The organism is Halobacillus sp. ABA4_118, from assembly GCF_056160205.1.
In genome coordinates, this window is record NZ_JBSWWS010000001.1 from 1,391,204 (window position 1) to 1,404,923 (window position 13,720).

18 protein-coding genes are annotated in these 13,720 nt (G+C 45.5%); 5 read left to right on the top strand and 13 right to left on the bottom strand.

The window, feature by feature from the left end:
* Positions 1–207: 207 nt before the first annotated feature.
* On the bottom strand, positions 208–837 hold the full coding sequence (locus ACXAGL_RS06740; protein WP_474990526.1) for a hypothetical protein: 630 nt from the start codon (positions 835–837) through the stop codon (positions 208–210).
* A gap of 300 nt (positions 838–1,137) precedes the next feature.
* Between ACXAGL_RS06740 and ACXAGL_RS06745 the strand changes: the two genes are divergently transcribed.
* A complete protein-coding gene (locus ACXAGL_RS06745) occupies positions 1,138–2,136 on the top strand; it encodes a tRNA dihydrouridine synthase (RefSeq protein WP_474990528.1) in 999 nt (332 codons plus the stop codon).
* 102 nt (positions 2,137–2,238) lie between these two features.
* Here the strand turns inward: ACXAGL_RS06745 and ACXAGL_RS06750 are convergent, their stop codons facing one another.
* On the bottom strand, positions 2,239–2,451 hold the full coding sequence (locus ACXAGL_RS06750; protein ID WP_474990530.1) for a hypothetical protein: 213 nt from the start codon (positions 2,449–2,451) through the stop codon (positions 2,239–2,241).
* 328 nt (positions 2,452–2,779) lie between these two features.
* On the opposite strand from ACXAGL_RS06750, the gene ACXAGL_RS06755 reads away from it, so the two are divergent.
* Positions 2,780–2,971: a hypothetical protein gene (locus tag ACXAGL_RS06755; protein ID WP_474990532.1), complete on the top strand. Its 192-nt coding sequence runs from the start codon at positions 2,780–2,782 to the stop codon at positions 2,969–2,971.
* 81 nt (positions 2,972–3,052) lie between these two features.
* Here ACXAGL_RS06755 and ACXAGL_RS06760 read toward each other — a convergent pair whose 3' ends face one another.
* From ACXAGL_RS06760 to ACXAGL_RS06775, 4 genes are all read right to left on the bottom strand, one after another.
* The gene (locus tag ACXAGL_RS06760; protein WP_474990534.1) at positions 3,053–3,226 is read right to left on the bottom strand and encodes a hypothetical protein; all 174 of its coding nucleotides are present in this window, start codon (positions 3,224–3,226) and stop codon (positions 3,053–3,055) included.
* Between the two features lie 64 nt (positions 3,227–3,290).
* Positions 3,291–3,728: a GNAT family N-acetyltransferase gene (locus tag ACXAGL_RS06765; protein ID WP_474970070.1), complete on the bottom strand. Its 438-nt coding sequence runs from the start codon at positions 3,726–3,728 to the stop codon at positions 3,291–3,293.
* A gap of 503 nt (positions 3,729–4,231) precedes the next feature.
* Positions 4,232–4,486, bottom strand: a complete 255-nt coding sequence (locus ACXAGL_RS06770; RefSeq protein WP_474970071.1) for a hypothetical protein — start codon at positions 4,484–4,486, stop codon at positions 4,232–4,234.
* A gap of 396 nt (positions 4,487–4,882) precedes the next feature.
* Positions 4,883–5,239: a hypothetical protein gene (locus ACXAGL_RS06775; protein WP_474990536.1), complete on the bottom strand. Its 357-nt coding sequence runs from the start codon at positions 5,237–5,239 to the stop codon at positions 4,883–4,885.
* A 613-nt stretch (positions 5,240–5,852) separates the two neighbouring features.
* Here ACXAGL_RS06775 and ACXAGL_RS06780 point away from each other — a divergent pair.
* The 3 genes from ACXAGL_RS06780 (at position 5,853) to ACXAGL_RS06790 (ending at position 7,860) form a co-directional block, all read left to right on the top strand.
* A complete protein-coding gene (locus ACXAGL_RS06780; RefSeq protein WP_474990538.1) occupies positions 5,853–6,152 on the top strand; it encodes a hypothetical protein in 300 nt (99 codons plus the stop codon).
* Between the two features lie 89 nt (positions 6,153–6,241).
* On the top strand, positions 6,242–6,931 hold the full coding sequence (locus tag ACXAGL_RS06785; RefSeq protein WP_474990540.1) for an ABC transporter permease subunit: 690 nt from the start codon (positions 6,242–6,244) through the stop codon (positions 6,929–6,931).
* Entirely contained in the window at positions 6,931–7,860 is a 930-nt protein-coding gene (locus tag ACXAGL_RS06790; RefSeq protein WP_474990542.1) for an ABC transporter ATP-binding protein, read from the top strand. Before ACXAGL_RS06785 ends, ACXAGL_RS06790 begins: the two co-directional genes overlap by 1 nt.
* A gap of 135 nt (positions 7,861–7,995) precedes the next feature.
* On the opposite strand, the gene ACXAGL_RS06795 is transcribed toward ACXAGL_RS06790, so the two are convergent.
* The 7 genes from ACXAGL_RS06795 to ACXAGL_RS06825 form a co-directional block, all read right to left on the bottom strand.
* Positions 7,996–9,285: a TRAP transporter large permease gene (locus ACXAGL_RS06795; protein ID WP_206934818.1), complete on the bottom strand. Its 1,290-nt coding sequence runs from the start codon at positions 9,283–9,285 to the stop codon at positions 7,996–7,998.
* Complete coding sequence (locus ACXAGL_RS06800; protein WP_027955955.1) at positions 9,282–9,758, bottom strand: TRAP transporter small permease; 477 nt, start codon at positions 9,756–9,758, stop codon at positions 9,282–9,284. Before ACXAGL_RS06800 ends, ACXAGL_RS06795 begins: the two co-directional genes overlap by 4 nt.
* Before the next feature lie 70 nt (positions 9,759–9,828).
* A complete protein-coding gene (locus ACXAGL_RS06805) occupies positions 9,829–10,860 on the bottom strand; it encodes a TRAP transporter substrate-binding protein (protein WP_474990545.1) in 1,032 nt (343 codons plus the stop codon).
* 30 nt (positions 10,861–10,890) lie between these two features.
* Positions 10,891–11,547 carry a bifunctional 4-hydroxy-2-oxoglutarate aldolase/2-dehydro-3-deoxy-phosphogluconate aldolase gene (locus tag ACXAGL_RS06810; RefSeq protein ID WP_474990547.1) on the bottom strand — a complete coding sequence of 219 codons (657 nt, stop codon included), beginning with the start codon at positions 11,545–11,547 and terminating at the stop codon, positions 10,891–10,893.
* A gap of 12 nt (positions 11,548–11,559) precedes the next feature.
* Positions 11,560–12,117, bottom strand: coding sequence for a 6-phospho-3-hexuloisomerase (gene hxlB, locus ACXAGL_RS06815; RefSeq protein WP_474990549.1), 558 nt, complete (start codon positions 12,115–12,117; stop codon positions 11,560–11,562).
* Entirely contained in the window at positions 12,080–12,736 is a 657-nt protein-coding gene (gene hxlA / locus ACXAGL_RS06820; protein ID WP_474990551.1) for a 3-hexulose-6-phosphate synthase, read from the bottom strand. Before hxlA ends, hxlB begins: the two co-directional genes overlap by 38 nt.
* Positions 12,737–12,745: 9 nt before the next feature.
* Complete coding sequence (locus tag ACXAGL_RS06825; protein ID WP_474990553.1) at positions 12,746–13,699, bottom strand: sugar kinase; 954 nt, start codon at positions 13,697–13,699, stop codon at positions 12,746–12,748.
* Between the last annotated feature and the right edge of the window lie 21 nt (positions 13,700–13,720).

Here is a 13,720-nt window from a genome sequence, read left to right on the forward strand (position 1 = left end):
CTCATCATTCTGACGACCGGAATGCTCCGAAACTTCGATTTTATAACAAACACCATGTGGAGGGACGTATTTTTTATATTGTATGGTGCCTATATCGTATTTAAATTGATCGAGGTTATTATTTTAAGAAAAAAGCAGAAAGAAGATTATTCTTCGGAGTATAAGCAGAACAGATGCGTCCTCTTCCTGTTCTGCTTTCAAACGTTCTCAATACTCTTCTATAATATTTTCCTTTTCGAAACTTTGATCATCCACTTTCAGCCCGGCATGAGGGATTTCGAGCTCATTTTTCAAGATATCCATTAACTCATCCACTCTTCTTTGATCGCCCTCTTCCGCGTCCCGATCGAGCCAGACGATGATGGACGGAGAAGCTTCCAGTTCACGAATCTCCGGAAGGTCTACTTCACCCTGAAATTTTCTCTGGATCCCTTCATCGTATGAAACCGTGACCATCCCAATAGGACTAAACCTCTGTTCTATATCGTCAATGATCATGTCATACAATTGATCTTCGTAATATCTGACCGCATAGTCGTCGACCATCCTGCCGCTGCTTCCATCTTCATAGACTAAGAAGCTCACGTCGTTATCATTATTCGTTACCTTGGCAGCGTACTCAAACCCAGCGAAGTTTCCCATGTTATCGTACAGCGTATCGAAGATTTCCATTTGACCGGAATACGTCTCTTCCAAGTAAGCGGCTGCTTTTTCCTTCACCTTTTCTTCTTTTGATGAATTTGGTGTCATATCGATGATAAAGATAACGATCAGGAGCCCGATACAAGCTGCCATAGAACCAATCGTGATTAGAATCCATTTCCCCGCTTTATTCATAAGTTTCCTCCTGCCCCTCCGGATTACTCATGCATAAATTTTACCATATTAAGGAATTTGATGTGCCGGAATTTGGAGTAAGACCTATTCCATAAAAAAGAACCCCTCTACCCATTACACAGAATATGACTTCATGTGCATTTATACCCAGCCAAACCATCTCGTTCCCTTGCACTTTTCGTAAGATACTATTAAAGTATATACTGGTTGAAATCCATTCAATATGGTAATGGATATAGATAGCGTCGCTTTTTAGCTTTGGGAATCAAACTTCTCATAAAGAAAGGGTTCAGATATATTATGAAAGATAATTTTTGGCATGAGCTGCCCCGGCCGTTTTTCATTCTAGCGCCGATGGAAGCCGTGACAGATGTTGTGTTCCGTCATGTGGTGACGGAAGCAGCACGACCTGATGTGTTTTTCACTGAGTTTACAAATACAGAAAGCTACTGCCATCCGAAAGGGAAGGACAGCGTGCGCGGCCGCCTGACGTTCACAGAGGATGAACAGCCGATCGTCGCCCACATTTGGGGAGACAAACCTGAATACTTCCGCGAGATGAGTATCGGCATGGCGGAGATGGGCTACCGTGGGATTGATATCAACATGGGCTGCCCGGTTCAGAACGTAGCCGGAAATGGAAAAGGCTCCGGCCTGATCCGTCGTCCGGAAGTGGCTGCTGAAATCATTGATGCAGCGAAAGCCGGCGGACTGCCTGTCAGCGTGAAGACCCGTCTTGGCTACACGAACCTCGACGAATGGCGTCCATGGCTGAAGCACCTCTTGGAACAGGACATCGTCAACCTGTCCATCCACCTTCGGACGAAGAAGGAAATGAGTAACTTCGATGCCCACTGGGAGCTGATCCCTGATATTATGGCGCTTCGCGATGAAGTGGCTCCGAACACGCTGATCACAATTAACGGAGACATCCCTGACCGTCAAAAGGGACTGGAGCTCGTTGAAAAATACGGCGTCGACGGCATCATGATCGGACGCGGTGTGTTCCACAATCCATTCTGCTTCGAAGTGGAGAAGAAGGAACACACAAGTGATGAACTGCTGGACCTTCTACGTCTGCAGCTGGATCTTCACGACAAGTATTCCGAAGAGCTGGAGCCGCGTCTTTTCAAACCGCTCCGCCGCTTCTTCAAGATTTATGTCCGCGGCTTCCGTGGAGCCGGTGAGCTGAGAAATCAGCTGATGGGCACCCATTCTACGGATGAGGTACGTGCGCTGCTGGATGAGTTCGAGGAAAAAGGTGGCATAAAGGAAGAAGAAGGATTCACGATTTCTTAATCAGACGAAAGAGGCGAGCCTTACAGGTTCTCCTCTTTTATTATTTGGCTGATTCAACTAATGCCTTCTTGAAGACTCAGTCGTGAGATCTCCCACCTTTTGCTATCCTTCGTTTTTATAACGTTCCTCATTGAAGAAGTTTGATATGATTAACATCAATAATCCTATTACAATCATTGGGATGAATGCAGACCTTAACAAACTTGGAGTACCTTCAATTCCTATAATTTCACTAAATGCAAATCCCGCAGCAAACATCCATAAACCTAAATAAGCCAGCCATTTTCCCGTTGTGGTTTTCCCCTTTGAAAACATCTGCATTCCCCTCTCTCAGCTATTGTGGTTTCACTTCATTTTTCAAAGTGATTTGATGAATGAATCAATAAGATGTAAATGTATCATACCAAATATGCAGTTTTATGGAAAAAACACCCATGTTAATTGTATGCTTATTCTCCCCGCCACCGATTTTTGCACAACCCGGGCCTATTTTCAGTTTAAAAAAAGCGATTATATTTTGAATAATCGCCCCGGTTTTATAAAACTCCATTACAAGATACATTTATAAACGACAACAAACATCTCCCACTTAGTTTTACACAGAAAGGAAAAGGATACTGGATATGTAAAAGGAGGTAAATGAATGGAAGTATTAGCTGTCGTTTTAGTTATGATTGGTATAATAGCTGTCCGAGTGATCAGCTTTTTTTATCCAGATTGGAAAGCTGTTCAAGGAGAATACTTGTCAGAACGTAAACATCTTGGATACAGTGTGTTAGGCATTGGTCTATTTCTTGTAATGTTTATACTGAGTCAATTCATTCTAAGAATATAGGACAATGGCATTTATTGAACAAACGTCCCTGTTACAGGGAGAATAGAATTCGCGATACTTCCATCGCTGCGGTACTCCATTCTATAGGATAGATACGAGCACATCGACTAACAATGGTGCCAAAAGTAAAAGTCCGGCAATGCCGACTACAATTATAACCGGCGTTGTGAATGGAATAGGTTCATTTAATTTATCAAGCTTTTCATTCATTTTCTTCATTTCATGTAAGATTTCTTTTTCATTCTCTTCAGACATAGGATCACCCGTCAGCTTAAGACTTAAATTATAGGTAAATATTGGATAAATAGTTCTTAACTTTCTATTTTATAACTTTATACATAATGACATGGGGACCAATTGGATGGTAATCAAAAACTTCTCCAAAAGGCTTAAATCCCAGCCTTTCATAATATTTTTGGACAGAAGTTCTTCCTTTACACCAAAGAAAGTCAGCTTTACGTTCTCTCAAATCCCTCTCGGCGAAATTCACTACCTCCCTCCCCGCTCCCATACCTCTAAACTCTTCCACAGTAGCCATAGCCCTTAATCTATATTGGTGAGAGCTTCGAAATTCAGGATGGGATTCAAGATAAAAAGAAGCCACACTTATCAAACCTTCATCATTAAACGCCCCGATATGGAAAGCATCATCGTCATGATCTGTATGATATTGACATGCCTCGAACGGTTGATGAGGTCTAAGTATTTTGTGTCGGAGATTATAAGTTTGTTCTGCTTTTATCCTTTGTACTTTCAACTTGATCTCCCCCGTTAACAGTTGAGTTATACATTCTGGATTTGGTAAAAGAGACGTTTTCCTTTGCTACAGTAAATCCGACGTAACAGGAAGGTTTGGTTTCAAGATGTTCATTACTTATTCCTTGTTCAGAAATAATTTATATAAGTGATAAGTTGTGCCCAAAATCGCTAAAACAATGGTAAGGATTAGTAAAGCCGTGTTATCTACAGATATACCGTTATCATTTACTAACACAAAAGTCACTAACCCCCAAAGAACAAGTAAACTTATGAATCTATTGGCAAACTCAGACTTTAGCAACTTCTTCTACCTCCCCATATGTAGAGAATGAGCAACTTATAAATCAATTCCAATTATTTCAAATAATTATTTTCAACTCAAATCTATACGAAATACATCTTAAAAGAATATCTGGAATCAGGCTCTTCAAATAACCTGACCCTTAAAGAATCGATTGCTCATATTAAAAAATCGCTTCTTTTAGGGTCAGTTTCAAGACATTATATTTTGGCTTTTAAAAACGGAGGATGTTTGGTAAAGACAAATGAAACGAATAGTCCAACAGCAGAAAAAATAGCTGAGTTGATACCTTCAAACCCACTCAGAGTAAAGGTTTTATAAATAGACCAAGCTGTAATTACACTTATAATAAAGGCAGGTATATAATGTTTGATATGTTTATCATTTTTAACTTTTACCGATAAATATAAGAGTTGGAAAAGAAGAAGCGTTAAGAGTACCACCTTAATGTTCATTTTCTTTCCCCCTCTCAATAGGATAACCTTCAATGTTTTGTTTGTTGGCTATAGAAATATTGAACAGTTTATGTCGGCTTCCAGTATTCATAACGTTCCAACACCTCCATTTTAGAAGTACGATAGTTATCCTCGTTCACCTATATTGAAACTCCTCATATTACTCATACGATACTTCTCCAATTTAGTTTCAAAATACCAAACATAAGGAAGATGAGTCTTCAAGATTAGCAAAAAACCAGTGGTGTTAGAACATTAGACACTTACCAATATTGAACCCCCATCAGCATCGACGGCTTGTAAGCATTCGATGCTGATGGGGGTTCAAAGGTCAATTTCATTAGTTAAAGATGCAAAACATTTAACATATGATTCTAAGATTACGCTCGCTAAAATTTACTCCAGTGTTAGTTTTTCTGTTTGCTGTGGACGGCCCCATTGAATTTCTACTTGTATAGGGTCACCTGATTCAGGCGTGCAGCCTGAACATTGAGAAGAGATCGTCACTGTTCTTTTATCCAATGCTGCCCATGTTTGAACAGTTTCTCCCTCATTGATCGTAATTTTCAAGTCTTTCAATTCTTCATCTTTCTTGTAATGGAACGTAAATTCTCCATATTCTGTATCAGGTCCGTTATCTGCCGAGTATTCTCCCTCCCAGCTGCTGGATTCACCTGACAACCTAATGGTTTGGTTTGTACACCCAGCCATGACAAACATCAAGATAAACAAATAGAAAAATAATTTCTTCAAGTTCTGTACCTCCATTGCTATCACTGTAAATGAATATTGGTTGTAATGATTCGATTCTCAAGTTTCAGAACCTCTGTTTCTTTTGTATAGAATCATGAACTAAAATTTCTTAGATGTTTGAGAAGAGGATTGTATAATCCAGGCCACTAACAGAGTCTTCGTAAAAAATCGGGACTCTAAGCCCGAACCTCCATACAAATGGGGTCACACGGATAAGTCTTCCTCGTAAAGAACATTTCCCTCTCGATCAAGTGCACTCAATGGTGGCGTGGCCATCTTACTGATCGGTAAAATACAAAACCATTTTCACGTTCCCAAACTCTGTCACATCCGCGACTTCCATAGACGAGCTGTGTCCAGCTTCAATCACTTCTTCCACAGATTGATGCTGACAACCCGTGAGCGGAATAAATATAAAGGCTGATCATAGGACGTTGGATTTCAAACGTTGATGCCTCCCTGAATCTTATGTATGAAACTCTCCAAACCGTATCATCAAGATTTATAGGCGTGAAGGGCTAGGTTCGGATCATCGTATAAGCATTGTTTTATATTGGGAATTTATTGAAACGAAAAAGATGATCGTCCGTATACGTAGTAAGGAGGCTGAAGGATGTTCATTACAGGTGTAATATTGATTCCGATTTTCATCTATTTTCTCGTCATTTTGTTTACCTTTGCGTGGGGAAGAGCAGGAAGAACCGAACAGGGAAAGAAAGTCCTCAACAAGTCGATGGCCACCGCCGCTCCTATTCTGCCGATCGGCTGGCTGCTGCTCGAGAGTTATCACTCCATCATCCAGAGCCTCACCCTGTCTACATACCGCGACACGATGTGGGTGTTGATCATGCTGACGTTCATCGTCGTTGGAGCAAGCATTTTACGTAGGAAAAAGTCCGCTGTTCCTGCGTAATCAAAGAAAAAGCAGGCGGTCATTTTTACATAAGAAGAGTATTGAAAAGAAATTCTATCCATTGTAGTTAACGAAGGAGATTTGCCCTTATGCTGACCATTAGTCTGAAAGAATTTAAAAACCTATTTCAAAGCATACGTTCCATCATAATCATCTGCATCCTCTTTGGAGTCACCTTAGGAGCCGCCAAACTAGTCAGTAATTTTCAAGGCCAGCTTGATCAACTAGGTTTTGGAAACAATGCTTATGCCACTGGAGCGACTATCATTGTGATCCTTGCCGGACCGCTTTTCGTTTTAAGCTTATCGCATAATGTGATCAATCAAGAGCTCAGTTCCAGAACAATAAGATTTATAGCTACCAAAACGACGAGGTTTAACTTTGTAACAGGTAAAATGCTGGGCGTTACCCTTTTTTGGATCACCTGCTTACTCATCGCTTTCCTCCTTATCATTCCGTTTTCCAAAGCATTCTTTTTCCTGGAATTCGCTCGAACCTTTATTTTCATCTTATATTACGTCGGTCTTTCGATTCTGTTATCGACGCTGATTCCTAAACCGTCCTTATCCATGTTTATAGGGGTTAGCGGCGCTGTTGCTTTTACTGTGCTGGGGTTCTGGAGTATGGCTTCCGATAACATTTTTCTAAAAATATTCAGCTTTATCACTCCTTATTTTTACTATAGTCATGGGGAGGAGTATATGGCGTTTCCTGTCCTTTTGTTCCCGATAATATTTCTAGCTATCAGCCTATTCGTTTTTAAGAGGAGAGATTTGTAATGTACGCGGTTGAAACCTACCAGTTGTCGAAAGTCTATGGAGATAAAAAAGTCGTAAATGAAATCAACTTACAAGTGAAAAAGGGAAGTATCTTCGGTTTTTTAGGTAAAAACGGAGCCGGTAAATCTACTTTTATTAATATGATAACCGGATTAACCAACCCTACTTCAGGTTCTTATACTCTCCTGCCAGACCAAGGGTCCAGTGCAGATGAATTACGCAGCAGGATCGGGGTATTACCTGACTACTCTACGTTTTACGATGATTTAACAGCCCTGGGACACTTGAAATACTTCAGCAGAATATTAGGACTGAAGGTAAGCAAAAGCCACATGGAAGACTTATTAAAAAAAGTGGGACTGGAGGATGCAGTCAACCAAAAGGCGAAGAAATTCTCATTCGGTATGAAAAAGAAACTCGGCCTTGCGCAGGCTTTAATCAATGATCCTGAACTTCTTTTTTTAGATGAGCCGACTTCAGGTGTGGATGCGAACGCCATTCTGAATATCCACGAAATCATTCAAGATATTGCGGCCCAGGGAACCACCATCTTTCTAACCTCCCATAACCTCGATGAGGTAGAAAAGTTGTGTGATGAAATCGCGATTATGGATCAAGGAACAATAAAAACCCAGGGAACTATGGCACAGTTAAGGGACGATTTTCAAAGTAATATCACGGTTCATATCAAACATAGCGAAATACAGGCTGATGTGAAAACACCTCTCATCCAAGAGCTTAAAACCTATGGTTCCGAAGTGGAAGTATCCAGTAAACATACGGGCCTTGTCGTATCAAATGAGCAGACCATTGCTGCAATCAACAGGCTTTACTTAGAAAAGGGTATTGATATATTCAGAATAGAAGTTAATGAACCTACATTGGAAGAAATATTCTTAAGCACAGGTGAAAATAAACAAAGTGCTTAACTGTCCTTCAGAAGACCGGCCGATGTGTGAAGCCTTCAGGGCCGGCTGCCACCGATAAACGGAACATGATCCTCCCCATTTAAGATAGACATTAATCCATGAAAAAGAGGTGGAGAATATTCTCCACCTCTTCATTCAAAACATCCCCGGGTTAATCATTTCCGGAATATAGAACGCGACACTAGGAATAAATGCGACGACGAGCAGGACAATGACGACGACCGTAATATACGGAACGACAGCCTTAAACGACCGTTCAATCGGCAGTTTTCCGATTTTCGCTGCCAACAGCAGACACAGCCCATACGGTGGTGTCACCAGGCCGACGGCGAGCGTCATGATCGTTATGATCCCTAGCAGGACAGGGCTGATATCAAACGTCAGCGCCACTGGAAGCACAACAGGAATGAACAGGATCATCGCTGGTATCGCATCCATGAACGTACCGACGAACAGGAAGAAAGCGATGATGATCAGCAGGAAGACCCACTTGCTGTCGATGTTATTGGCAAAGAACTGCTCGGCCCACATGGACAACTGGTAGTAGCTCATCAATTCTCCGAGTGCGTTGGCAGCCGCCAGAGCGAACAGGGACAAGGAGCTCAATGTGAGCGTATCGACTAGGATTTTCGGGAAGTCCTTCAGCTTCAACGTCTTATAATAGAACATCCCGACGATGACCGTATAGATGGAAGCGAACGCGGCCGCTTCGGTCGCTGTGAAAATCCCTGTGATGATTCCGCCAATCAGGATAACCGGCGTCATCAGTGCAGGAATAGCGTCGAGAAACTGTTTCATGAAGTTGGACATCGATGCTTTCTGATACGTCGGATACCCGCGTTTCAGCGCCAGTATGTAGACGATGACCATCATGCTGATTCCGATGAGCACGCCTGGAATGATCCCGACAAGGAACAACGCTCCGACCGACACGTTCGTCAGCCCGGCATAAATGATCATCGGAATACTGGGCGGGATGATGACTCCGATCGTTGAGGAGGCAGCGGTCACACCGACTGCAGTGCCTGTGTCATACCCCTGCTTTTTCATATTCGGAATCAAAATTTTCCCGACACCCGCGGTATCCGCCTGGGACGCTCCGGAAACACCCGCGAACAGCATCGATACTAGAATATTGGCGTGGGCAAGACCTCCGCGGATGTGGCCGACCATCGACAGCGAAAAGTCGATGAGCTTCTGCGAGATCTGGCCGCTGTTCATCAAGTTCGCGGCGAGAATAAATAACGGAACCGCCAGCAGCACGAAGGAATCGAGTCCGTTCAGCATTTTGACAGGGACGGTGACTTCAGGAATGTAAGGCACGTTGATGATTCCGGTCATGGCGACGATTCCGATGACAAAGGCGATCGGAATGCCAATGATCATCAACAAGACGAACAATAAGACTAAAATAGGACCAATCATTCTGCCACCTCCTCTGTACTGAAGTTTTTAACGTTGCGAATGATATGGGCGAGGGTGTAGATGGCCATCGTACCACCCATGATCGGAACGGAAATCCAGACGTAGCCCATTTTCACCTGTGGCAGGGAGACCCAGTTGTAGTTCCAGAAATTCTGGCACGCTTCGATGCCGTAATAGAAAATGGCGATACTGAATACGAGAAGAATGAGATCATTAAGCAGGTAAAGACTGTTTTTCCCCTTTCCTTTCAGCTTCTTCAACAGGAAGTCGAATTGGAAATGCTCTCTTCTGTTCAACATGACAGCTGCTCCCATAAAGACGGACCAAATGAATGAATACGTGGCGACTTCTTCTGTCCAGACAGCGGAAACCCCCATGAACCGGGTGGCCACCTGGATGATGATGGTGACGAAAAAGGTGATCAGAAACAGGACGCCGACGGTCAGCTGAATTCTTTCTAACCATTTAATCAATATCAGAACCTCCTTGGTTCAAAGAAGATAAAAGGAAAGGGCACAGCGACCGTGCCCGGGCTTCCCCTCTTTACTTTATTTCTCTGATTTTCTCTAAAAGATCGGTCACGCCGATTTCTTCGGCACGTGTATCCTGGATCGGTTCAGCAATCTCCATGAACGGCTCACGGTCGATTTCGTTCACTTCTGCTCCATCATCGATCGCCTGCTGTTTGTATGCTTCTTCCTGCTTATTCACCTCAGCACGTTCTTTTTCTACAGACGCCTCAGCAGCATCCATGATCGCCTGCTTCTGCTCGTCACTGTAGTTCTCGAACTTCTTGCCGTTGATCAAAAGAAAGCGTGTCGTATAGTCGTGGCCGGTTTCTGTGATGTATTTGCCGTTATCTGTTTTGTGATGGTTCTGCTGCACGAAGTATGGGTAGGAGTTTTCTGCTGCATCGACAACCCCCTGCTGAAGACCTTGATACAATTCACCCCAAGCGACAGATGTCGGAACAGCACCGGTTTCTTCCCAGTAGTTCGCGACGGCACCGGACGTCTGTGTGCGGTATTTCATCCCTTCCAGATCAGCCATGGATTCGAGCGGTTTTTTGCCGTAGTAGTGACGGACACCCGCGGACCAGTAGCCGAGCAGTTTGAAGTCGTTGTTCGATTTCTCATTGATCGTCTCGGCCATCGTTTCACCGACTTCCCCGTCCACGACACTTTCCCAGTGGTCATAGTTTTCGAAAACATATGGAAGGGCGAAAAGATCGATTTCCTCGATGCCCGTCTTGGACATGAAGCCTGGAGATACGAGCACAACATCTGCTGCACCGAGCTTCAATTTTTCAACAAGTTCCGATTCACTCGTTCCAAGAGTTCCGGCGTGGACTTCCACTTCGATGTTGGCGTCCGCGCTTTCAGCCGTTTCCTTAAAGGCTTCCATTCCCACTTGATACGGGTTCTCCGGAGACGTCTGGTTGTGGGCGGCGACGATTTTCAGCTTGTCTCCGTCACCCGTCTCTCCGCTCGCTTCCTCTTCGCCACCACTGCATCCCGCTAAAACGAATACCCCGGCGAACAACATGAACAACAATAAAGATAAGGTCTTTTTCACTTTTACTTCCTCCTTTTTAGTTGAATCCGCTTACACATGGAGCGGCAATTGCTCGTGAAACTGCTGGGCACGATCCACGTACATTTCCGCTTTTTCCTGGAGTGCCTGATAATCGCTGTCGGTGTTCAGTGCAGAAGCTTTCACAAGCTGGCTTCCGATGCCGACGATGCCGGCTCCATTGGCGAAGTACTCTTCCATATTATCGAGATGGATGCCGCCGGTCGCCATGATGGACACTTGCGGGAGCGGTCCGAGCACATTTTTGATATAGGAAGGACCGACTGTACCGGCGGGGAAAATTTTCACCGTTCCGGCTCCTGCTTCCAGTGCGGTCTGGATTTCCGTTGGTGTCAAAACGCCTGGAATACACGGCAGACCATATCGGTGGACGAGCTCGATGGTTTTCACATTCAGTGTCGGAGCAACGACAAAGGCCGCACCAGCTGCAATCATTTCTCTCGCTGTCTCCGGATCAAGCACCGTGCCTGCCCCAACGAGCAGCTTCCCTTCAAAAGCATCGGCCGTTTTACGGATGAGTTTCGCCGCATCCTTCGTTTCTGCGGTGATTTCAATCGCCTGGATACCGCCGTTGACGAGAGCTTCAGCAATCTTCAGGATATTCGTTTCATCTGCCTGGCGGATGACCGGGATGACCCGGGCCTGCTTCAAACGTTCTGCTGTATTCATTGTCTTCCCCTCCTATTCCAAATTCGCGTGGCGTGCCGTCATTTGTTCGTTGGAATCTTCCTGATGCGATACCGCCTGAATAATCACGGCATCCAGCAACAGATGCACCGATTGATCGAACTGGTTGCCGAGTGGCTGAATGGTTGCCGGTTCATCGGGAAGGCGTTTCTTCGTAGCTGCCGGGATGACGAGTGCCGAGTCACTGAGCTCAGCGATGGGGGACGTTAGATTGGTTGTCACAGCGGCAATGGCTGCTCCTGCTTCCTTCGCTTTTTCGGCAAAGGATTTCAAGGATCCGGTCGTTCCAGATCCGGAAATAACGACAAGCAGGTCACCTGCTTCGATGTTCGGTGTAATCGTCTCTCCGGTAACGTAGACGGTATAGCCGGCGTGCATGAGACGCATCGCGAAGGCTTTGCCCATCAAGCCGGACCGCCCTTCGCCGGAAACGAAAATCCGCTTCGCTTTCTGCAGCTGATCCGCCAGATTTCCGGCCTGGGATTCATCTACATTGGCCAGCACTTCCTGGATTTCACCGCTGACTGTACTGATGGTGGTTTTCATAGTCATTCATGGCTCCTTTCAGGGACTCCGCTGCTTTTTTCGTGTTGGCTTGTTTCGTAATCGCACTTCCGACAATGATCGTATCCGGCCCTTCCTTCAAAATCCCGGGAAGGGAATCGGCGTTAATCCCACCGGCGACCGCGACTTCCAAATCCGGGTGTTCCTTTACGAGCGAAAACAGATCCTCTTTTTTCATATCACCGGTCTGCTGCATGTCTTTACCGAAATGGAGGCTGACTAAATCGACACCCAGTCCGGTCAGCTCCTCGATCCGTCCCGGGTCGGTGACGCCAAGCAGATCAATCATGATTCTGCCTCCTGTTTCTTCCGCCACCTTCAGCGTATCGACGATCGTCTGATCGGCGGAAAACGCCATGACCGTCGTCATGTCAGCACCGGCGCGGAAAGCCTGGGCAGCTTCATGTTTTCCTGCGTCACACGTCTTCATATCTGCGACGAGCGTTTTATCCGGGTATCTGTCTTTGATCTCACGAACGACCGCCATCCCGTATTCCTTGATGACCCCTGTTCCAACTTCGATCCAGTCGATAGTTGGAGCGGTCTCATCAAGAATGTGGAAGCATTCTTCCCTAGTCAGGCGGTCGAGGGCCAGCTGCAGGTTCATCTTCTCACCTCACCTTTCCACTAATTCTCGTTCACCTAATTGAACAAGGACATCTTCCAGTTCCGGTAGGCCTTCATTATCTCCGTACACACTGACGACCATCGATCCAATCGTGTTGGCGAACTGCAGCGTCCGCTTCAACGACCAGCCGTGCAGGACGCCGTAGATGAAGCCGGCATCAAATCCGTCTCCTGCACCAACCGTATCGACGACCTTTTTCGGAGGGACCGCGGCCAGCCGCAGCGATTCTCCGTCCATCGAAGCGAAAGCTCCTTCACTCCCCTGCTTAATCGCAACCGTTGAAATGCCGTAGCGCTGGCACGCGGCAACGATCTCTTCCTCACGCTCCACACCAAGCAGCAGTTCCGCTTCCTCTACGCCCGTCAGCATAATATCGACGTAAGGCAGCAGCTGTATCAGCGCTTTTCTCGCTTCCTCACGGCTCCACAGTTTAAGACGGATATTCGGGTCGAAGGAAATGAGAGCGCCGTGATCCTTGGCGACGGTCACTGCCCGTTTCAACAGCGGTATGTTTTTCTCCGGCTCAATGGCCGCAAACACCCCTGTAATATGTAACACCTTCGTCCTGCGGAGGGCTTCAATGTCGAGTGTCTGCTCAGTCAGTGTCTTCGTCGGGGAGTTCTGCCTGTAATAAAACGTACTCCCACTGCCATCCTCCTTGATTTCCTTAAAGTTCAGAGACGTTGGATAGCCGTCCATCAGCTTGACCGCGGAGATATCGATGCCTTCCCCACGAGCCGTGTTGCGGATGTACCGGCCGAACTCGTCATTTCCGAGGCGGCTGATCCACCCCGTTTTCAAACCAAGGCGGGCACAGCCGATGGCGACATTGAATTCCGCCCCTCCTGCTTTTCGTTCGAATGTATGCACATGCCGCAGCGGGCCGTTCTTTGATGGATCGAAGGTGATCATCGCATCCCCGATCGTCATCACGTCATTCATGTCCATTCCTCCTCCCTGTAG